The sequence below is a fragment of the Microbacterium sp. lyk4-40-TSB-66 genome, from assembly GCF_030209475.1.
In the GTDB taxonomy this organism is placed as follows: Bacteria; Actinomycetota; Actinomycetes; order Actinomycetales; family Microbacteriaceae; genus Microbacterium.
In genome coordinates, this window is the sequence record NZ_JARVRW010000001.1 from 279,879 (window position 1) to 301,077 (window position 21,199).

16 protein-coding genes are annotated in these 21,199 nt (G+C 73.4%); 6 read left to right on the plus strand and 10 right to left on the minus strand.

Annotated features, from left to right (window positions below):
- Positions 1–8 precede the first annotated feature (8 nt).
- A complete protein-coding gene (locus tag QRO03_RS01245; RefSeq protein WP_285135707.1) occupies positions 9–2,855 on the plus strand; it encodes a glycosyltransferase in 2,847 nt (948 codons plus the stop codon).
- Positions 2,852–4,243, plus strand: coding sequence for a DUF5719 family protein (locus QRO03_RS01250; RefSeq protein ID WP_285135708.1), 1,392 nt, complete (start codon positions 2,852–2,854; stop codon positions 4,241–4,243). Before QRO03_RS01245 ends, QRO03_RS01250 begins: the two co-directional genes overlap by 4 nt.
- 83 nt (positions 4,244–4,326) lie before the next feature.
- On the opposite strand, the gene QRO03_RS01255 is transcribed toward QRO03_RS01250, so the two are convergent.
- On the minus strand, positions 4,327–4,761 hold the full coding sequence (locus QRO03_RS01255; RefSeq protein ID WP_285135709.1) for a hypothetical protein: 435 nt from the start codon (positions 4,759–4,761) through the stop codon (positions 4,327–4,329).
- 337 nt (positions 4,762–5,098) lie between these two features.
- Between QRO03_RS01255 and QRO03_RS01260 the strand changes: the two genes are divergently transcribed.
- Positions 5,099–5,305, plus strand: a complete 207-nt coding sequence (locus QRO03_RS01260) for a DUF3499 family protein (protein ID WP_055958394.1) — start codon at positions 5,099–5,101, stop codon at positions 5,303–5,305.
- A gap of 224 nt (positions 5,306–5,529) precedes the next feature.
- Here the strand turns inward: QRO03_RS01260 and QRO03_RS01265 are convergent, their stop codons facing one another.
- Positions 5,530–6,360 carry an RDD family protein gene (locus QRO03_RS01265; protein ID WP_285135710.1) on the minus strand — a complete coding sequence of 277 codons (831 nt, stop codon included), beginning with the start codon at positions 6,358–6,360 and terminating at the stop codon, positions 5,530–5,532.
- 16 nt (positions 6,361–6,376) lie between these two features.
- Here QRO03_RS01265 and QRO03_RS01270 point away from each other — a divergent pair, with 16 nt between their 5' ends.
- The 3 genes from QRO03_RS01270 (at position 6,377) to katG (ending at position 10,155) form a co-directional block, all read left to right on the plus strand.
- Positions 6,377–7,372, plus strand: coding sequence for a stage II sporulation protein M (locus QRO03_RS01270; RefSeq protein ID WP_285135876.1), 996 nt, complete (start codon positions 6,377–6,379; stop codon positions 7,370–7,372).
- Between the two features lie 72 nt (positions 7,373–7,444).
- The gene (locus tag QRO03_RS01275; protein ID WP_285135711.1) at positions 7,445–7,906 is read left to right on the plus strand and encodes a Fur family transcriptional regulator; all 462 of its coding nucleotides are present in this window, start codon (positions 7,445–7,447) and stop codon (positions 7,904–7,906) included.
- Positions 7,903–10,155, plus strand: coding sequence for a catalase/peroxidase HPI (katG, locus tag QRO03_RS01280; protein ID WP_285135712.1), 2,253 nt, complete (start codon positions 7,903–7,905; stop codon positions 10,153–10,155). The genes QRO03_RS01275 and katG overlap by 4 nt, the downstream gene beginning before the upstream one ends.
- A gap of 388 nt (positions 10,156–10,543) precedes the next feature.
- Here katG and QRO03_RS01285 read toward each other — a convergent pair whose 3' ends face one another.
- From QRO03_RS01285 to QRO03_RS01320, 8 genes are all read right to left on the minus strand, one after another.
- A complete protein-coding gene (locus QRO03_RS01285) occupies positions 10,544–11,503 on the minus strand; it encodes an NAD-dependent epimerase/dehydratase family protein (RefSeq protein ID WP_285135713.1) in 960 nt (319 codons plus the stop codon).
- Positions 11,500–14,181, minus strand: coding sequence for an alpha/beta fold hydrolase (locus QRO03_RS01290; RefSeq protein ID WP_285135715.1), 2,682 nt, complete (start codon positions 14,179–14,181; stop codon positions 11,500–11,502). Before QRO03_RS01290 ends, QRO03_RS01285 begins: the two co-directional genes overlap by 4 nt.
- Positions 14,178–15,200: a 3-oxoacyl-ACP synthase III gene (locus tag QRO03_RS01295; protein WP_285135716.1), complete on the minus strand. Its 1,023-nt coding sequence runs from the start codon at positions 15,198–15,200 to the stop codon at positions 14,178–14,180. Before QRO03_RS01295 ends, QRO03_RS01290 begins: the two co-directional genes overlap by 4 nt.
- Positions 15,201–15,325: 125 nt before the next feature.
- Positions 15,326–16,627, minus strand: coding sequence for a DUF58 domain-containing protein (locus QRO03_RS01300; protein WP_285135717.1), 1,302 nt, complete (start codon positions 16,625–16,627; stop codon positions 15,326–15,328).
- Positions 16,627–17,556 (minus strand): AAA family ATPase, encoded by a 930-nt coding sequence (locus QRO03_RS01305; RefSeq protein ID WP_285135877.1) that lies wholly within the window; start codon positions 17,554–17,556, stop codon positions 16,627–16,629. The genes QRO03_RS01300 and QRO03_RS01305 overlap by 1 nt, the downstream gene beginning before the upstream one ends.
- A 272-nt stretch (positions 17,557–17,828) precedes the next feature.
- Positions 17,829–18,995 carry a DUF4350 domain-containing protein gene (locus QRO03_RS01310; RefSeq protein WP_285135718.1) on the minus strand — a complete coding sequence of 389 codons (1,167 nt, stop codon included), beginning with the start codon at positions 18,993–18,995 and terminating at the stop codon, positions 17,829–17,831.
- On the minus strand, positions 18,992–19,648 hold the full coding sequence (locus QRO03_RS01315) for a DUF4129 domain-containing protein (protein ID WP_285135719.1): 657 nt from the start codon (positions 19,646–19,648) through the stop codon (positions 18,992–18,994). Before QRO03_RS01315 ends, QRO03_RS01310 begins: the two co-directional genes overlap by 4 nt.
- Entirely contained in the window at positions 19,645–21,081 is a 1,437-nt protein-coding gene (locus tag QRO03_RS01320; protein ID WP_285135720.1) for a glycerophosphoryl diester phosphodiesterase membrane domain-containing protein, read from the minus strand. Before QRO03_RS01320 ends, QRO03_RS01315 begins: the two co-directional genes overlap by 4 nt.
- Between the last annotated feature and the right edge of the window lie 118 nt (positions 21,082–21,199).

Below are 21,199 nucleotides of genomic sequence, written 5' to 3' on the forward strand. Positions count from 1 at the left end.
TCCGCGTCATGCCCGACCGTGTACACGCCATCCTCGTCGTGCGTCCCGAAGGACGCACTCCCGCGGCGAACCATCTTCAGCGCACGCTCTCCGCCCTCGCCGCCCAGACCCGTCGCGTGGACGCCCTCACCATCGTGCTGTGCGGCCCGGACGCCGAGCTCACCCGCTTGGCCGCGGGGTCGGGAGCCGAAGGCGTGATCACGGCCTCGGCAGGGACGTCGTTCGCCGCGGCCACCGCGCTCGCGACACCTCGCCTGACGGGCGACACGGTCTGGCTCCTCGCGCAGGACACCGCGCCCGATCCCGACGCGCTCGAACGCCTCGCGGGCGCCCTCGAACTCTCGCCGCCGCTGGTGGTGGCCGCCCCCAAGCTCGTCGACTGGGACGATCGCGACGTCATCCGCTCCCTGGGCGTGAGCATGAACCGCTACGGCGCCACCGTCGACCTCGTCGCCGGCGAGCTCGACCAGGGGCAGCGCGATCGCTCCTCCGACGTGCTCGGTGCCGATGTGCGCGGAGTCCTCGTGCGCCGCGACGCGTGGTCCGCGCTCGGCGGACTCGACCCCGCCCTCGGCGGCGCCGACGAGGGTCTGGACCTGGGGGTCCGCGCACGATTGGGCGCCCGCCTGGTCGCCGTGGTCCCCGCCGCCCGGGTCGCCGTCGCCGGTGACGGCGTCGCCGCCATGGCCCGCGGTCGTCGGCGCGCGCGCCGCCGCGCCTTCGCGACCCGTACGGCGCAACTGCACCGCCGGCTCGCGTACGCGCCGGCCCCCGCCGTCCCCCTGCATTGGCTGTCGTTCCTGCCCCTCGCCCTGTGGCGGACGTTCGTGCACCTGGTGACGAAAGTCCCGCACCGCGTGCTGCCCGAATGGGGGGCGACGCTTCTGGTCATGGCGAGGCCGGCAGCCGTCGCCCGTGCGCGGCGGAGGATCCGCACCGTCCGCAGCGTCGGATGGTCGCGGATCGCCCCGCTCCGCGTCTCGCGGGCCGAGATGCGCGTGCGCTGGCAGGGCGACGTGGGCGACCCCGACGCCCCGGTCCGCAGCGAACTGAAGTTCTTCGTCGGCGGCGGCGCATGGGCGGTGCTGGGCGCGCTCGCCGTGTCGGTGGCCCTGTTCGCGCCGCTCCTGGCATGGCCGGTGCTCGGCGGCGGGGCGCTCGCTCCTCTTCGGGCGAACGTCGCGCAGCTCTGGCAGGACGCGGCCTGGGGTCTGCGTCCTCTCGGGCTGGATGCCATCGGCCCGGCCGACCCGTTCGCAGCGCTCGTGGCGCTGGTGGGAACCCTGTCGCCGGGCGATCCCTCGCGAGCCTTCGTCGTGCTGTGGGTGCTCGCCCTCCCGCTCGCGGTGTTGGGCGGCTGGTTCGCCGCCACCCGCGTCACGGAGTCGTCGCTGCTGCGCATCGTCGCGGCGATCGCGTGGGCGCTCGCACCGACCTTCCTCGCTGCGCTCGTGGAGGGACGCCCCGCCGGGGTGCTGGTGCACCTGTTGCTGCCGTGGCTGTTCTCCGCCGCGAGCGTCGCGCATCGCTCCTGGGCGCCGGCGGGGGCGGCATCCATCCTGCTCGTCGCGGTGCTCGCCTGCGCCCCGTCCCTGGCGCCCGCGGCGGTCGTGCTCTGGTGCGCCGCCCTCGTGGTCGTCGCCCTCGTCGCCGGCCGCGGCATCGCTCGGGTGGTGTGGCTCGTGATCCCCTCGGCGGTGATCTTCGCCCCGCTCGTGTGGACCCAGGTGCGAGCCGGCAATGCGTGGGGTCTGCTCGCCGACCCCGGCGTGCCGTTCGCGGGCGACGAGGTCTCGCCCGATCCGCTCGGCCGTGCCCTGCTGGCCGCGGGGTTCCCCACCTCCGACCCGGGCGGGTGGGCGAGTCTGCTCGGTCACCCCGTGTGGTGGGTGGGCCTGCTCGTGGCTCCGCTCGCGGTGCTCGCCGTGCTGTCCGTGCTCACGGCGCGCTGGATCACGGCATCCGGGCTCATCGTGATCACCGTGGCCGGGCTCGCCACCGCGTTCGCCGCGGTGGGTGTCGCGGTGTCGTTCGACGACTCCGCCGTCGCGGTGCCGCTCTGGGCCGGCTCCGGCCTCAGTCTGGCGTGGGTGGGTCTGGTCGGTGCTGCCGTCGTCGCCCTCGATGCCGGCATCCCCGATCGCGTACGGGTGCTTCGTCCGATCGGCGGGCTCGCAGCGGTGCTGGCGCTCGCCGTGGCCGTGGCCCCCGCGCTCACCGCCCAGCTCGCCGACGGCGCCGCCCCGCGTTCGGTGCTGACGAACGGACCCGTCTCCACCCTCCCCGCCTTCGTCGCCGCCGAGGGGCGCGGCTCGCTCGCCATCGGCACGCTCGTGCTCGACCCGCGCGACGACGGCCTGCGCGTCGAGGTCGTCTGGGGCGGGAGCGCCACGCTGTCTGGGCAGAGCACGGTCGACGCCACGCGCGTCTCCGCCGACGACCAGCAGCGCGAGCTCGCAGCCCTTGCCGCCGACCTCGTGTCGCCCTCCACCGACGACGTCGTGTCGCTGCTGGCCGAGCGGGGGATCGGCTTCGTCCTGCTGTCGTCGGCGCCGTCGACCCAGGACGACGTCGTGCTCGGCGACCGGCTGAGCGCCGCCACCTCTCTCGACCAGCGCGACCTGCTCGATCCCGTGGGGACGACCTCGCGCGGAGACCTCTGGCGCGTGAACACCGAGGTCGTTCCGCGCGCGCCCCTGGACGATCACCGGGCGACCCTCCAACGGCTCGTCGCGCTGGGTTCTCTCGGCGTGCTGGTGATCGCGTTGCTGCTCGCCGTCCCCACCGCGGCCTCGCGCCGCATCGCGCGCCGCACCCCGCGCATCGTCGGACCGACACCGGGAGGTTCGCGATGAGTGAGCGCCGACTGGCCCGTTACGCCGCCACGAGCGCCCGCCTGGTCGCCGGAGCGGCCATCGCCGCGGCGGCCGTCGTCGGCACCGTCGCCGCGATCGCGGTGCCCTGGCCGCAGTACACGGCGCAGCCGGTGCGTCTCGAGACCACCCCGGCGCCCAGCGACACCGTGCTCGCGTGCGACGGTCCGCTGCTGGCGCTCGGGCGCAACGCCGACGCCGCGGGCAGCCTGAGCGCCGCCGCGCCGTCGGACATCGTGAGCGGACCCGCCGACGCCGCTGCCACCACCAGCACGCTCGGCGGGGCGACGGGAGCCGCCGACGGCGACGCTCCGGTCCTGCGCGCGGCCCCGCGCGACGGAGTGCTGACCTCGATCGCCGCAGCGACCTCGGCCACCGCCGCCTCCGACGACCTCGTCGGCTTCGCGGCATCCGCGTGCCGCGCTCCGCTGGCGGAGTCGTGGCTGGTGGGAGGGGCGAGCACCACGGGCGCGAACGACCTCATCGAGTTGGCCAACCCCGGCAGCGTGCCGGCGACGGTGCAGCTGTCGGTGTACGGATCGCAGGGCGTGTCGACGCCGCCGAGCGGACAGAACATCGTCATCGCGGCCGGCGAGCGCCGCATCGTGCCCCTGGCGGGACTGCTGCTGGGCGAGGAGAGCCCCGTCGTACGGGTCGTCTCATCCGGAGCCCCCGTGCACGCGGCGCTGCAGACGAGCGTGACGCGGGTGCTGCTGCCCGGCGGTGTCGAGCAGGTGGCACCGACGGCGCAGGCCGACACGCGCCTGGTGATGCCCGGTGTGCAGGTCGTCGCGACCGCGGCGGGCCAGGCCGGGACCGTCCTCCGCCTGCTCGCGCCGGGCGCGGACGCCACCGCCACCGTCGCCCTCATCCCGGTGGATGCCGTGACGCCCGCTCCCGCGTCCTTCGACATTCCTCTCACGGCCGGGCTCCCCACCTCCGTCGACCTCACGGGCAACACCGCCGGCGCGTACACGGTCGAGGTGTCGGCCACGGCCCCCGTGGTGGGCGCGACGTGGTCGACGACGGGCTTCGGAGAGGGCGCAGACTTCGCCTGGTACGCCGCGGCCCCCGAGATCGCCGACCCCAGCGTCGTCGCGGTCGCCCCCGGTTCGGGTGCGTCGGTGGTGCTCGCCGCCGACGCGGGCGATGCGAGCGTCACCCTCACCCCCGTCGAGGGCGGCGACCCCGTGTCGACCCCCGTCGTGGCGGGGTCGAGCACGGCGCTGCCCGTCGCGGCGGGCGTGTACCGCCTCGAGACGACCGCGCCCGTGCGTGCCTCCGTCACCTACACCGGTGCGTCGGCGCTGGCGTCGTACCCGCTCTGGCCCGCGGACGCGGCGGCGTCGGCGGTCACCGTCCTGCCGTGAGGGACTGACCCGACGCACGCCGGGTCACGGATGCCGCCGCGACGGCGAGCCGCGCGGCACCGCGTCGCTCGGGCGACGGCGGCTCAGAAGAAGCGGAAGCGCTCGGGGCCCAGATCCCAGGGATCGCGGTCGAGGTACTCTGCGGCCGCGCGGAACACGGCTCCCTCGATCATCATGCGACGGTGCAGGTCGTCGTCCTGATGCGGGTGCCCCAGGCGTTCGATGGGCACGCGGTACAGGATGATGCGTTTCTGTTCCCGCAGGACCGTCCAGCGCGGGATGCCGTCAGCGGAGGCGGGGGGCATGATGCCGATCTCGAACGACACCTCGCGCAGGTCGGTCCACGCCGACCGCAGGAACTCCGCCGCGGTGCTGACCGCGATGTCGAACCTCTCGACGCGCGTGTCGATGGGGGGCAGCGGGGGGCGCACCACCGGGCTGCGGTTCTCACGCCCGTGTCGCCCGTGACGCGACGGGCGGGCGACCGGCCGCGCTTCGCGGGATCGGCGACGCATCATGCGCCCATCCTACGTTCGCGCGTGCGACCGGGCGGGCAGACGAGGGCGTTGCGGGTGGGCGGATGCGGGGGGCGCGCGCGGGGGCGGGCGGACGCGGGGGGTGCGCCGGGCGAGCCGACGCGTGCGCGCCCCGGGTGGGCGGACCGGGGCGCGCGCGGGCGAGGGCGGACGCGGGGGGTGCGCCGGGCGATCCGACGCGTGCGCGCCCCGGTGGGCGGACCGGGGCGCACCGGGGCGCACCGGTCGGCTCGGACCCGGGTGTCCCGGAGGGGAGCGGATGCCGGGCATCGGCGCGGCGTGGAGGCGGAGGGGGAGGTGCTGACTAGGCTGACCGGCGATGCGCGACAGACTCTGCTCGAAGGTGGGATGCGCCCGTGAGGCGATGAGCACCCTCACCTACGACTACGGCGACCAGATGGCGGCCCTGGGCCCCATGGGTCCCGCGGGCGACCCTCACGCGCACGACCTCTGCGCGATCCACGCGGATCGGCTGTCGGTGCCCAAGGGCTGGGTCGTCGTGCGCCACGAGACACTGCGCACCTGACCCTGTCGCGCCGGGCGGGCGCGCACGGTCGCTCGGGCAGCTCGGGTCGGTCAGGGCCGCTCCGGTCGCATGGGTCGACCCGGTCGCTTGGGTCGCTCCGATCGTTTGGGTTGCTCCGGTCGCTCCACGAGGGTTCGGGGCGCGTTTCGCCGTTCGGGGCCGAGCGGTCCCGCCCCTAACGGCCGAATCCGCCCCGAACCTGAAGCTGCGGCCCCCGCGCCCACTCAGGGTCGCTCGGTGAGCGCTGCGGCACGCGAGCTCTCGAGGACGAGCGCGCGGTACTCGCGGTCGCGCCGCACGGCCGACACCGCACGGACGAACGTCTCGGCATCCACCGACGGGTGGGGCGACACGAACGGGCGCACGGATTCGGCCAGGGATGCCGCGACACGGGCCCTCGCGGCCGGCTCCAGGGCGTCGGCCCCGCGGACGAACTGCGACAGGCGCGCGGCCAGGCGATCGGGCAGCCGTGTGACGTCGGCGATCTCGGCCCACGGCTCCATGCCCGGTGGCAGGCCGGGAGCAGCGGGCGGTAGGGGACGCGTGCGGGTGCGTTCGCTGGCCGTACCCGCCAGGAGGTCGCCGAGGCGCTGCGCGCGCGGTGTGAAGATGCCCACGACGGCCGCGATCGCGCCCAGGGTGAACCACAGCTCGAGCACCCCCACCACCGCGCGGATGAAGGCCTGCCGGAATCCGGCGGCACCGCCGTCGGTGCGGACGATACGGGCCCCCACGGCCAGGCGGCCGAGGCTGCGCCCCCGTGACAGCGTCTCGACCGTCGTGGGCAGTACCACCGTGACGATCACGAGCAGCGAGATGACGCCGATGCCGATCGCCGACTCCGGCAGGGTGCCCGCCCCGATCATCCACAGCAGGAGCAGAGCGCAGCCCACCAGCACGGCCACGCCGACGACGAAGTCGATGATGGCTCCGACGGCGCGGAGGAAGAAGCCGACCGGCTGCACGTCGAGGGCGACGGCCTCGCCGGTGAGTGTTTCGTCGGCGTTCATGTGCACCACGGTGACCGCGGCGGCGGGGGTCGGAGGCGGAGCCATGCGTACAGTTGACCACATGGACCTCGACGCCCTCACGGCTGCTCGGCGGGACGAGTGGGCCCGTCTCGACGAGCTCGGGCGTACGCGGCACCTGAGCGGCCCCGAGGTCGACGAACTCGTGACCCGCTATCGCGCGGCGTCGGCGGATCTCGCCGACATCAAGACCTCGGCGGGGCGGACGCCCCAGGGCGATTACGTCTCGATCCTGCTGGCCCGCACCCGGCTGCGCCTGACGGGCGTCCGCGAGAACGTGCTCAAGCAGTTGCCCCGTTTCTTCCTGCTGCAGCTGCCCGCAGCCCTGTACCGCGTGCGATGGATGACCCTCGCCGTGACGGTGTTCTTCCTCGTGGTCTCGACGCTCGTCGCCCTGTGGATCTCGGGTGATCCCGCGACGATCGCCGCGCTCGGTGCGCAAAGCGATCTGCAGAACTACGCCGACGAGCAGTTCGTGGACTACTACCGCGAGAACCCGAACGCGATCTTCGCGGGCACGGTCTGGACGAACAACGCCTGGATCGCGGCGCAGTGCGTGATGTTCGGGGTGACCGGGGTGTGGCCGGTCATGGTCATCATGCAGAACGCCGTGGGCGTGGGCCAGTCGGCCGCCATCATGATCGCCTTCGACCGTGCCGACGTGTTCTTCCAGTTCATCCTCCCGCACGGCCTGCTGGAGCTGACGGCCATCTTCGTCGCGGGGGCGGCGGGCCTGCAGATCTTCTGGGCGTGGGTCGCGCCCGGTCGACGTACGCGCGGGGAGGCCCTCGCCGCCGCCGGGCGCTCGCTGGCGACGGTGGCGGTGGGACTCGTCTTCGCTCTCGCGCTGTCGGGTGTCGTCGAGGGGTTCGTGACCCCGCGCGACTGGCCGTGGCCGATCAAGATCGCCATCGGGGCGGCGGCGTTGGGCGTCTTCCTCTTCTACATGCTGTGGGTGGGTCGCCGAGCCGCGCGCGCTGGTGAGAGCGGTGACGTCACCGAGTACGAGGCGGGGACGCCGACGCTGACGGCCGGGTGAACGGCATCCAGCACCCCGATCGTTCGTCGGCGTGTCATTTTTGATTCACTCAAAAGTAGGTAGGCTCGAGTCATGCTCGACAGTCGACCGGATGCCGCAGCGGATGCCCTCATCCGCGACGCGGGCCTGCGGGTGACGGCGACACGCGTCGCCGTGCTCGAGGCTCTGCGTGCGCACCCGCACGCCACGGCCGACGCCGTGTTCGACGGGATCCGCGGCATCCTCCCCGGCACCAGCAAGCAGTCGGTGTACAACGCGCTCGGCGACTTCGTCGACACAGGGCTCGCCCGACGCATCGAACCCGCCGGTCACGCCGGCACGTTCGAGCTGCGCGTGGGCGACAACCACCACCACGTGGTGTGCACCTCGTGCGGACGCATCGACGATGTGGACTGCGTGGTGGGGTCCGCCCCCTGCCTGCACGTGCCGGAGGGAAGCGGCTACCTCATAGAGACCGCCGAGGTGACGTTCTGGGGCGTGTGCTCCGATTGTCGAGCGAAGTCCGAAGCCGAAAAACCGAGAGGATCCCGATGAGCGACACTCTGAACGGATGCCCCGTCTTCCACGACGGCGCCGCCCCCGACGACAACCGACTGCCGGTGGGTGAAGCCCCCGCCGACAGCGAGCCCGCCGGTGCCCTGCCGCACCCGACCCAGGGGTCGGCCAACCGCGTGTGGTGGCCCGAAGCCCTGAACGTGAAGATCCTCGCGAAGAACAACGCGCTGCGCGACCCCCTCGACGAGGGCTTCGACTACCGCGCGGCCTTCGAAGCGCTGGACCTGGATGCCGTGAAGAGCGACATCCAGCACGTCATGACGACCTCGCAGGACTGGTGGCCCGCCGACTTCGGTCACTACGGCCCGCTGATGATCCGCATGGCCTGGCACAGTGCCGGCACCTACCGTGTGACCGACGGCCGCGGGGGCTCCGGTGCGGGTATGCAGCGCTTCGCCCCGCTGAACAGCTGGCCCGACAACGTCAACCTCGACAAGGCCCGCCGCCTGCTGTGGCCCGTGAAGAAGAAGTACGGCCAGTCGATCTCGTGGGCCGACCTCATGATCCTCGCCGGCAACGTCGCGCTCGAGGACATGGGCTTCCCGACCTTCGGGTTCGCCGGCGGACGCACCGACGTGTGGGAGCCCGACGACGACGTGTACTGGGGTCCCGAGACCACGTGGCTCGGCGACGAGCGCTACACCGGCAACCGTGAGCTGGAGCGCCCGCTCGCGGCCGTCCAGATGGGCCTCATCTACGTCAACCCCGAAGGCCCCAACGGCACCCCCGACCCGCAGCTGTCGGCCCACGACATCCGCGAGACGTTCGGCCGAATGGCCATGAACGACGAAGAGACCGTCGCCCTGATCGCCGGTGGCCACACCTTCGGCAAGACGCACGGTGCGGCGAGCGACTCGCACGTGGGCGTGAACCCCGAGGCCGGCGACATCAACGACCAGGGCTTCGGCTGGAAGAGCAGCTTCGGCACCGGCAAGGGCGACGACACCATCTCGAGCGGCCTCGAGGTCACGTGGACCTACCACCCGACGCGCTGGGACAACGAGTTCTTCCACATCCTGTTCGCCTACGAATGGGAGCTCTTCCAGAGCCCCGCGGGCGCGCACCAGTGGCGTCCGGTCAACGGTGGCGGTGCCGGCCTCGTGCCCGAGGCGCACTCCGACGGCCGTCGGGAGCCCCGCATGCTCACCAGCGACCTGGCGCTGCGGGTCGACCCGGCCTACGAGAAGATCTCGCGCCGCTTCGCCGAAGACCCGGCCGCGTTCCAGGACGCCTTCGCCCGCGCGTGGTTCAAGCTGACCCACCGCGACATGGGCCCGCGCGAGCGCTACCTCGGCTCCGAGGTTCCCGCCGAGGTTCTCGCATGGCAGGACCCCGTGCCCGCCGTCGACCACGCCCTGATCGACGCCGCCGATGCCGCGTCGCTGAAGCGTCAGATCCTCGACAGCGGCCTCACGGTGCAGCAGCTCGTCACGACGACGTGGGCCGCGGCATCCACCTTCCGGGGGAGCGACAAGCGCGGCGGCGTGAACGGTGCGCGCATCCGTCTCGAGCCGCAGAAGAGCTGGACGGTCAACAACCCCGAGCAGCTGGCATCCGTCCTCTCCGTTTTCGAGGGCGTGAAGGCCGCCTTCGACGCGCAGGGCGACAAGAAGGTCTCGATCGCCGACCTGCTCGTGCTCGCGGGCAACGCCGGTGTCGAGCAGGCCGCCCTCGCCGGCGGCGTCGAGGTCGAGGTGCCCTTCACCCCCGGCCGCACCGACGCGTCGCAGGAGCAGACCGAGATCGAGTCGTTCCGGTGGCTCGAGCCGATCGCCGACGGCTTCCGCAACTACGCCTCGCGCGAGACGCGGCTGCCGGCGGAGTTCCTGCTGCTCGACAAGGCCAACCTGCTGACCCTCACCGCGCCCGAGATGACCGTGCTGGTCGGCGGGCTCCGCGCGATCGGGGCCAACTGGGACGGCAGTGACTGGGGCGTCTTCACCGACACCCCGGGCGCACTGACCAACGACGTGTTCGCGAACCTTCTCGACCTGGGCACGACGTGGAAGCCGCTCGACAGCGGAAAGCACGCGTTCGAGGGCACGAAGGACGGTTCGGGCGAGAAGGTCGGTATCGGCACGCGCGTCGACCTGGTGTTCTCGTCGAACTCCGAGCTGCGCGCGCTCGCCGAGGTCTACGCCTCGGACGACGCCAAGGAGAAGTTCGTGCGCGACTTCGTCGCCGCCTGGCGCAAGGTCACCGAGCTCGACCGGTTCGACCTGGTCTGAGCTCTCCGCCGCGCTGCGGCTCGGTCGTCGCGGCATCCGGAAGGCCCGTCCCCTCGCGGGGGCGGGCCTTCCGTCGTTCGCCGTCTCGTGGAGCTCCTGCTGCTCACCGCCGTGCGTGTCCCACTTCGTGCAGGTTCAGGCTCCGGATTGTGCACCAAGCGGGACATGGCGCGGCACGCGGTTGCGTGGCGTGGCGTCTGGCAGCCGTGTCCTATTTGGTGCAGGTGCAGGCTACGGATTGCGCACCAAGTGGGACATGGCGCGGGACGCGGTTGGGTGGGCGTCGCGTTTGGTGGCTGTGTCCCAATTCGTGCAGGTTCGAGCTTCAGATTTCGCACCAAGTGGGACATGGGCGGGGTGCAGACGCGACCCAGCGACCCCGCGCGACTCAGGCGCGCGACAGGCGGCGCAGACCCTCGTCCAGCGACACGGAGGGGGCCCAGCGCAGATCACGGCGGATCTCGGTCTGGTCGAACCAGTGCGCCGTCGACAGCTGTTCGGCGAGGAATCGGGTCATCGGCGGCTCGTCCTCGCCCGGACGCACGGCCCACACCCGCTCGACGAGGGCACCGGCCGCGCGAGCCAGCCCCGCGGGCACGCTGAACCTCGGCGGCGTCACGCCGGACGCGCGGCAGATACCGGCGAGGAGATCGCCGACCGGGCGCGGTTCGCCGTTGGTCAGCACGTAGGCGCGTCCGCTGACGTCGTCGACGCGCGCGAGGGCGGCGGCGATCCCGGATGCCGCATTGTCGACGTACGTGGAATCGATGAGCGCCGTGCCGCCGTTCAGCAGGGGCAGGCGGCCCCGGCGCGCGCGGTCGACGATGCGCGCGATGAGCTGGGTGTCGCCCGGGCCCCAGACCAGGTGCGGGCGGATCGCGACGAGCGACAGGCCGTCGCCGGCGCGGGAGAGCGCGAGCAGCTCGGCTTCGGCCTTCGTGCGGGCGTACTCGCCGTGCGCGGCATCCGGATCCGCGGGTTCGGCGCCGACGCCCGCGAGCGCGTGACCGGCATGCGCGACCGACGGCGACGACACGTGCACGATGCGCGAGACCCCGGCGGCGGCCGCGGCGTCGAGGAGAATGCGCGTGCCCTCGACGTTGACCGCGCGGAACTGGGCGGGGTCTCCCGCGAGCGAGACCTTCGCCGCCAGGTGCACCACGCCGTCGACACCGTCGAGGGCGGATGCCACGGCATCCGGATCCGTCACGGAGCCCAGACGATCCTCGGCGCCGTCGACGCCGGAGGGACGACGCTGGAGGGTGCGGACCGAGTGTCCCGCGTCCTGCAGGGCGCGGACGACCGCCCCACCGAGGAAGCCGGACGCGCCGGTGGCGAGAACCCTCACGGTGCCGTCGGTTTCTCGCCGGCCAGGAGGCGCTCGGCCCACGCCGCGACGCGGGTGCGATCGATCTTGGAGTTGTGGCGGATGTCGGTGGGGAGGACGGGCACGACCAGCACAGCCGCCAGTCGCTGGCGAGTGGCCGCGCGAACCGCGTCCGTCAGCTCGGGCGACGCGAGGCCCGGGCGGCGGGCGCCCGCCTCGACGACCGCGACGACGACCTGCCGGCCGACGGGCCCGACCCCCACGGCGGCGGCGCGGGCGACGGCGTCGACGGTCTCGGCATCCTGCTCGATGCCGACCGGGGTCACGGGTCCGTCGGAGGTGGTGATGACGTGGGGGAGTCGGCCCTCGACCCAGAGGCGTCCGTCGGCGTCGAGGTGGCCGACGTCGCCGGTGCGGTGCCAGCGGTCGGGCAGGCCCCGGCGCGCCTCGCGGTCGGTGAGGTAGAGGCGGAAGTAGCCCTGCTTGAGGTGGGGGGCGGAGATGACGATCTCGCCGGTCACCCCGGCGTCGGTCGTCGGCTCCCCGGTGGCGCGTCCGTCGGCGTCGATCGCGGAGATGCGCACCTGGCCCGTGCCCAGCGGACGACCGACGCAGACGCCGCGGTCACCTGCGGCCCGCTCGATCTCGGGCAGCGTGACATCGGCGACGAGCAGGCACTCGGTCATGCCGTACGGGGTGTGCGCGACGGCGTTCGGCATGAGTCGCTGCGCGCGGCGGAGCAGGTCGATGCCGACCGGGGCGCCGGTGGAGAGGAACGTCTCGACGCGCTCGAGCGCTGCGCGATCATCGGCACCGAGGGCGGATGCCGTGGCGACGACGTTGGCGACGGCGGCGGGCGAGAGGAACACCATGCGGGCGTCCGATGCGCGGACGGCGGACGCCACGGCGGCGGCGGTGAGGGTGCGGGGTGCGGAGACGTCCATGGCGGGCGTTGCGGAGCGCGTGCCCAACGCCGGGCCGAGCAGCGCGAACGGCGCGAATCCCGTCACGAGGCCCGTGTCGGCGGTGACGCCGAAGTGCGCGGCGAGGGTGTCGCGGAGCGCCGTGAGCTGCGCGTGCGTGTAGACGACGCCCTTCGCCGGCCCGGTCGAGCCGGACGTGAACAGCACGGCCGCGTCGGCGTCGGGTGCGGGCGGCGCGGGCAGGGCGCGACCCCGTCCGGCTCTGGCCAGGTCGGACAGGCTCGCCTCCACGCCCAGCGCGCGCGATCCCGCGGCCGGGAGGGAAGCGGCCGAGATTCGGCGGCCCGGCCACCCGAGGGCACGTGCGGCGGCGAGTCCCGCCACCTCGCCGATCACGACGTCGGGCACCGCACCGCGCACGGCGCGCGACAGACCTCGGATGCCGAGACCGCGGTCGGCCACGACGACGACGGCGCCGATGCGCAGGCACGCGTACAGCGCGGCGGTGAGGGTGGGACCGGGCTGCACGAGCAGGGAGACGCGGTCCCCGGCGCGCACGCCGAAGGCGTCGAGACCGGCGGCGATCTCATCGACGCGGGAGGCGAGCTGACGCCAGCTCACGCGGAGCGGCCGGCCGTCGCGCGAGGTGCTCATGTCGATGACGGCGGTGTCGTCGTCGTCGCGGCGGGCGTCGAGGGCGTCCCAGAGCGAGCCGGCGTCCGCCTCGTCCGCGGCGCGGGCGGCGGAGGACGCGCCGTCATTGTCGCGCGCGACGCGGGTCGAGCCGGAGTCCTGCGCCGTGCGCGGGTCCTCGGCATCCACGACCTTCTCGTCGAGCCAGTCGAGCACCACGTCGGCGTAGGGCCGCTCCTCGGCGATGAGGTGCCCGGCGCCCTCGAAGCGATGAACGTCCGCGTGGGGCAGGCGGTCGGTGAGGTCGTCGAGGTGCGCCTCGCCGAACACGGGGTCTTTGGGGCCGCGGAGCAGGAGCGCCGGCACCTCGAGTCGCCGCAGCCCCGTGGACATGCGACGCAGGGCCGGGGTGCTCTCGTCGGTCGAGGTGGCGGGGATGTCGGCGACGAACCCGCCGATACCGCGGCGGCGGGCGACGGTGGCGTAGGGCGCGCGGAAGGCGGAGCGCACGGCGGGATCGAGGTCGGCGAGCGCGAGGGTGGTGTCGAGGAACGCGGTCGTCCCCGTCGTCCCCGCGGCGAGCATGCCCCGGGCGGTGGCCACGCGCAACGCGAACGGCAGGGGTGCGCCGTCGGGGTGGTGCACGGCGGTGTTCAAGGCGATGACGGCGGCGAGGCGGTCGCGGTTCTCGACGGCCCACCCGAGCGAGACGGGTCCTCCCCAGTCGTGGCCGATCGTCACGATCGGACCCGGGAGGCCGAGCTCTTCCACGAGCGCGCCGAGATCGGCGATGCGCTGCGCCAGAGTCCTCCGCAGCCCCGAGCGCTCCGAGAAGCCCATCTCGAGCTGGTCGACGGCGACGACCCGCCACGCCGTCCGGCCGGCTTCGGCGCGCTCGAGCGAGGTGCTCACCAGTGCCCGCCAGAGATACGACCAGGTGGGGTTGCCGTGGACGGCGACGATCGTGCCGACGGGGGTGATGCCGCGCTCGGCGAGGGCATCTCCGTTGTCGAGCACGTGCCAGGTGCGGGTGTCGCCCGAGTCGGCGGCGACGCCGTCGACGGCGACGAGGCGGGACAGGGCCGGGTCGAGGCCGGGCAGACCCACCGGGGGCAGGGTCGCGCCGGGGGCCGTGACCCTCACCAGGCCAGCTCCAGCATGCCGGTGTTCAGCCCGGAGCCCACTCCCATCAGCAGGACGCGGTCGCCCCGGCGCAGCGTCTTCTGCTCGGCGGCAAGGGTGATGGGGATGGATGCCGGTCCCACATTGCCCAGGGTCGGGTAGGTGACCGGAACGCGGGTGCGTTCGAGCTTGGCGGCGCGGACGATCGCGGAGGTGTGGACGGACGAGACCTGGTGCGTGATGTAGCGGTCCATGCCGGTCCAGGAGAATTCGTCCTTCGCCTCCTTCCACGCGGACACGACGAGGTCGAGGCCGCCCTTCAGCAGCGCTTTGGCGTCGGTGAACATGCCGTCGACGCTGCCGACGCACAGGTCGTAGAACTGCGTGGCGGCGCGCGTCACGCCGCCCACGATGCGGTGACCCTCGGGGTGATCGCTCGCGCGACCGAGCACGGCGGCGGCGGCGCCCGAACCCAGCGTCAGAGAGGCGAACTCCTGCATGAACGCGTCACGGTCGAGATCTTCGCGCACGAGGCGGTTGATGGTGTTGACCTGGATCTCGTCGGCATCCTCGCCGTTGACGATCAGGGCGTACTTGACCTGCCCCGACTGGATCATGCCGGCGGCGAGGCTCATGCCGTTGATGAACCCGAGGCAGGCGTTGGCGACGTCGAAGTTGATCGCCGAGCTCGGCAGGCCGAGACCGTGATGCAGGCGCACGGCCACCGACGGCTCGAGGTGCTTGCGGGTGACCGAGGTGTTGATGATCAGGCCGACCTCGCTGGGGTCTACTCCCGCTTCGGCGAGGGCCTGCTTGCCCGCGGCGATCGTCGCCTCGTCGGACGACTCGCCCTCGGCCCAGTTGCGGCGCTCGGTGACACCCGCGACGCGTCGGAGGAGTCCGGGCTTGAGCTTGAGTCGCTGCAGCGCCGGGGCCAGCCTCGCCTCGATGTCGTCGGACGTCGTCACGCGGCTGGGCAGGACGCTCGCCACCGAAACAAGGGCCACATCATCGAAGTGCGTGGTGGCATTACCTGGCAAGAGAGCTCCCGCATCCTGTGCGTTGACGGCGCAGCCGGGCACGGAGGGGACGCGCGGACGGCTCGAAGATTACCCCTCAGGATAAGCCGGGACGTATGTCTCGGGCTGCATGGGGGCTGAACGTGCTAAAGCCGGCCCGCCGCCTTGAGCGCGAGGTAGCGGTCGGCGACGAGGGGCGGAAGGTCGTCGGCCGACGCCGACACCGCGTCGCCGCCCGCGCGCACCACCGCGTCGCGCACACGTTCGGCGTCGTGCCGGGCACGCTCGACGGCCGCGGCGGCGTACACGTCGGCGGCGTCCCGGTGCGGCGGGGCCTCTCCCGGGCCGTCGGTCGCTGTCGCCACCAGAAGACGCGAGCGCGACGCGACGGCGGGCAGCGACGCGAGGAACGCCCGCGCGGCCTCGGGGTCGTCGGCCGCGGTCAGCAGCACGACCAGGGCCGGACGCACCGACAGGCCGCGCATCTGGGCGAAAGCGGCATCCCAGTCGGTGTCGATGAGCTGCGGGTCGACCGGGCACATGGCATCCACGAGAGCGGGAAGCAGCTGCGACCCGTCGATCCGCGTGACGCGCGCGCGGGTGACACGGTCGAACATGAGCAGGTGCACGTGGTCGCCGGCGCGTGTCGCGAGCACCGAGAGCAGCAGTGCGGCCTCCATCGCGGCGTCCAGGCGGACGCCGTCGCCCACCCGCGCGGCGGCCGTGCGTCCGGTGTCGATGACGATGACGACGTGCCGGTCGCGCTCCGGTCGCCAGGTGCGCAGCATCGTGGTCCCCGCGCGGGCGGTGGCCCGCCAGTCGATCGAGCGCACATCGTCGCCGCGGACGTACTCACGCAGACTGTCGAACTCGGTGCCCTGCCCTCGCACCTGGAGCGTGGTGTTGCCGTCGAGTTCCCGCAGCCGGGCGAGACGCGAGGGCAGGTGCCGTCGTGAGGTGAACGGGGGCAGCACCCGCAGGCGCGCGGGAGCGGCGATCACCGCCTGCCGACCGGCGAGGCCGAGCGGACCCACCGATCGCACGACGGCGAACGCGCTGCGCAGTTCGCCCCGGCGACGCGGGAGCAGCGAGAGGGGAGCTCCGCGTCGCTCGCCCGGGGGAACGGTGAGGCTCTGCCGCGCCGAGGGCGCACCCGCCGTCGGCTGCCACGCGTCGCGTACCCGCGCCCTCAGCAGACGGGTACCGAGGTTGCGCACCCGCAGTTCTCCCGCGACGGGTTCGTCGCGGAGCGCCCGCTCCGGCAGCGTCCGCGTGATCTCCACGCGGCGGGCGTCGGCGGCCGCGGCCGTGTCGACGGCGGCGAGGACGGCGCAGAGCACGACCCAGCCGCCCGCGGCGGTCCACGCCGGCACCCCCGCGCTGCTCAGCAGCACGAGGGGAACGACGCCGAGGGCGACGAGGAGGGCGAGCCGGCCGGTGACGAACATCAGATGGGGACGCGGGTCTGCTGCAGGACGGAGGTGAGGATGGCATCCACCGAGACGCCCTCGATCTCGGCTTCGGGGCGCAGACGGATGCGATGGCGCCAGACGGGCACGAGCATCGTCTGCACGTGGTCCGGCGTGATCGCGGGATAGCCGCCGAGCCACGCCCAGGCCTTGGCGGCGGCCAGAAGGCCCGTCGTCGCGCGGGGGCTCACACCGAGCAGCACGGAGGGACTCTGCCGGGTGGCGCGCGCGAGGTCGACGACGTACCCGAGCAGGTCGTCGTCGACGGCGACGGATGCCGCGGCGCGCTGGGCCGCGAGGATCTCGTCGGCCGTAACCACCGCGTGCATCCCGGCGTCGTCGAGGCGACGGGGGTCGAAACCGCCCGCGTGGCGGCGCAGCACGTCGACCTCGGCGTCGCGCCCGGGCAGGTCGACGACGAGCTTGAGGAGGAAGCGGTCGAGCTGCGCCTCGGGGAGCGTGTACGTGCCCTCGTGCTCGATGGGGTTCTGGGTCGCCGCGACGAGGAAGGGGTCGGGGAGGGCACGGCTTTCGCCGTCGGACGACACCTGCCGCTCCTCCATCGCCTCCAGCAGCGCCGCCTGGGTCTTGGGGGGCGTGCGGTTGATCTCGTCGGCCAGCAGCACGTGGGTGAAGACGGGGCCGGGGCGGAAATCGAACCCCCCGGCGCGGGGGTCGTAGACGAGCGAGCCCGTGACGTCTCCCGGCATGAGGTCGGGGGTGAACTGCACGCGACGCGTGTCGAGCCCCAGGGCGCGGCTGAAGGAGCGGACGAGCAGCGTCTTGGCCACGCCGGGGACGCCCTCGAGCAGGACGTGGCCGCGCGAGAGAAGGGCGATGAGGAGTCCGGTGACGGTACCGTCCTGTCCGACGACGGCCTTGCCGACCTCGAGACGCACGCGGTGCATCGAGTCGCGGAGCGCGGCGTGGTCGTCGGCGGCCCGGGCCTGGGCCCGCGTGGTGGCGGGGGCGACGACGGGCGCGGATGCCGTGCCGTCGGCGGGCGCGCGTTCCGGCGTGGAGCCCGCCGCGGATCCGGCATCGGCCGTGCGTTCCGGGGTGAAGCCGGTCGCGGGCGCGGCGCCGGCGGCGCGCGGGTCGCTCGACGCGGAGGCGTCGGGACCGGGGACCGCGGCCGGGTGCGAGGGCGCGGGCCAGACCGGGTTCTCGGGGCTGTCGGTCATCGTGTGGTCCCTTCGGTTCGGACGGCGGCGCGCACGCTCGCCTCGAGGTCGCGGAGTCGGTCGGCGGCCGCGACGAGGTCGCGGTCGGTGCGGGGCTGATCGTCGATGAGGATGCCGTGCACCCGGGCACGGTCGGCACCCAGGCGTGCGGCGACCGCGTCGGCGATGCGACCGGGGTCACTGCGCGCGGAGAGTCCGAGCAGACGCTCCAGCCGCCCGCGTGCCGCCCGCCGCAGTTCGTCGAGGGCGTGCGGCGCGTCGCGCGCCGTGGCGTACAGGCGGGCGCGCCCCTCGGTGGTCTCGTTCGCCCGCACGGTCACCGGGAGTCGCTCGGTCACGAGGGGTCCGAAACGGCGTCCGCGCCAGATCGCTGCGACGAGCGCGGCGACGATGAGCAACAGGATGCCGGGGGTGACCCAGGGCGGGGTGAGATCGCTCAGCGTCGGGGCGTCGGCCGCGCGGTCGGCATCGGCGGGGGAGGGCATGTACCAGACGACCGTGTCGGTCTGACCGAGCACCGCGAGGGCGAGGGCGGCGTTGCCGTCGCGGGGGAGAGTGGCGTTCGTCAGCGTCGCGAGGGCGTCGAAGGCGGTGACCGTGCGGCCCGCCGTCTCGAGGGTGAGGAGGGCGAATTCCCCGTCGACGGGGAAGCAGCCGACGACGCCCTCGCCCGGGGTCATCAACTCGCCGACGCGCGCGGTGCCGGCGTTCGCCGCGGCCGGCACGGAGCAGTCCGCGGCCACGGCCTGGTCGTCGGCGAAGCCGCCGAGGCGGGAGCCGTTCAGCACGACGTCGAGTGCGCGCGTGCGCGGCTCGAGCAGGACGACGTTGCGCGCTCGGTCGGTCAGATCCCGCAGCGCGTCGTCGGACAGCATGGGGGCGTCGCGCATCGCGAGGGTCGCCTCGCCGTCGGCCAGCGCCCGCTCGGCGGCCGGGCGGTCGCGCGCGACGATCACGCGCACGCCCTGCTGTTCGAGCACGCGCACGACGGCGCGGGCGCCGTCGGACCCCGCGGACTCGGGATCGAGGGCGGCGCGCTGGGAGTACCCGCCGTAGACCAGGGTGCCGCCGACGAGCGCGACGAGCAGCAGCGCCACGATCAACGCCACCCAGCCGAGGGCTCCGCGCCGCCGGGAGCGGACGGGCGCCGCCGTGACGCTCACGGCGCGGCCGCCGGGGTCGGGCGCGTGCGCACGGCCTGGTCGTCCAGGTCGGCGATCGTCCGGTAGCTGTCAGCGGAGCCGGGCCGTCGCAGGTACCGGACGTCGTCGAAGATCTCGGCCGCGTCGTCGAGGCGCGATGCGAGGGTCGGGAGGGCGCCGGCCGCCTCGCGACAGAAGGCGCGAACCGTCGCGCCCGGCGGCGGATCGACGAGACCGCGCTCGGTGAGCCCTCGGGCGAAGGCGCGGAAGCGCAGCACGATCGCGTCATCCCAGTCGGCGCGTGCGGCGGCCCGGGCGGCATCGGCGCGCAGATCTTCGGCCGATCGGACGTCGTCCTCGTCGAACAGGGCATGGGCGGGACGGGTCGCGCGTGACACGAGTCGGGGTCGTCCCCAGATGAGGACGGCGACGACGATCAGCGAGGCGATCACGATCGCGAGGACGATGAGCGCCGACGGCCCCCATCCGGAGGTGTCGGGAACGCGCAGCAGGTCGCCGAGGAACCGACCCACCGCCTGGGCGATCCGGTCGATGATGCTCGGCTCCGCCGCCTGGTAGGCCGGATCGGCCAGCTCCCGTTTCGCCCATTCCCGCGCCTCGTCGGGGTCGGGCAGCAGGGGAACGGCTGCCGCGAGCGTGGCGGAGAGTCTCACGCGTCGCCGTTCGACCCGGGTGCCGCCCAGGTGGTGGGGGTCGCTCTCGGGGTGTCGGGTCGAGCGGGCGCCGCATCGTCCGGCGTGGGGCCAGCGGCCGCGACGGAGCCGTCGCCCGCGGCGGGCGCATCGTCGCGCGGTCGCTGCTCGGCCACGGGCTGCGCTCCCGGCGCCGCATGGCCCACTGGCGGCGCATATCCTGTCGGCACCCCGTGGCCCGGCTGCCCTGTCGGCACCCCGTACCCCTGAGGCGCGTAACCCGGCTGGCCTGTCGGCACCCCGTATCCCTGAGGCGCGTAACCCGGCTGCCCGCCGTACCCGGCCGGCCCACCCGGCACGGCGTGACCGGACTGCCCGGCGACCGCACCGTAGGGGATGGGCGCAGGACGAGCGACGAGCCGTCCGACGCCGACCAGGTAGGGGTCGTCGAGCTCGGTCGCTCCCGCGTCACGCGCCTCGACGTAGGTCTGCAGGTCGTGATCGAGCGCTTCGACGCGCATCCGTGCGTTGACGTAGACGAGCGCCGCCGAAGTGGATTGCACGACGAGCGCGATGCACTGCACGAGCAGGATGCCGAACTGGCCGATGACCTGCACCACGATGAGGCCGACAATCGCCCCCGTGTCGGTTTCGCCGGTCGGGGCGATGATGGCCGGCACGAGGCTTCCGATGAGGCTGAACGGGATCGAGATGATCTGGGCGACGATGCTGAACGCGACCGAGATCACGATGAACACCCCGAGCGTGGACCAGAACCGCCCGCGCGTCAGTCGCCAGGAACGACCGATCGCACGGAAGACGGGTGCCCGCTCGAGGATGATCGCCGAGGGCACCAGATAGAGCTTGGCGGCGAGCCAGAGCGAGACGACGATGAGCGCGAGCAGCGCCAGGATGCCGAAGAGGATGCCGAGCCACAGCACCGACATCACCAACAGGGTGACGATGCCGGCGAGCACACCGATCGCGACGACGGTGGCGAGGACGGTGAGGGCGCTGTACCCGATGAGTCGCCACACGACGGGTTTGACGCGTGCCCACACGGCCTTGAGCGTCGGCTTCTCGGCGACGACGGCGTGCGCGACCTCGGCGACGACGACGCCCTGCACGATGACGCTCAGTGCACCCGTCGCCACGCCCAGGATGAGGGCGGTGGCGCCGGTCAGCACCACCGAGCCCGCGAGGATGGCGTCGAAGTCGTCGCTGCCCGGGGCGACGGTGTCGAGGCGCGTGAAGCTCGCCACAGCGGCGGCGGCGACGGCCGCGGTCAGCACGATGTAGGCCACCGCCTGCGTGATGAGTGCGAAGCCGAGCAGGACCTTCGGGTTGTGCCGCAGGGCGACGAAGGAGCGGCCGAGGATCGTGCCGAACCCGTACGGGTGCAGCGGCACGATGCCGGGGCGGGATGCCGGGGTCCAGGCCGGGTACGCGGTCACGGTGGCGCCTCCTCGTCACATGGCGGTCCGTTCATCGTGTCACACACCCCCGACACGCTCGCCTCTCGTGCAGGCAGGTCGACTACTGTCGATGGGACATGCCCCCGCCGGGGCGTCC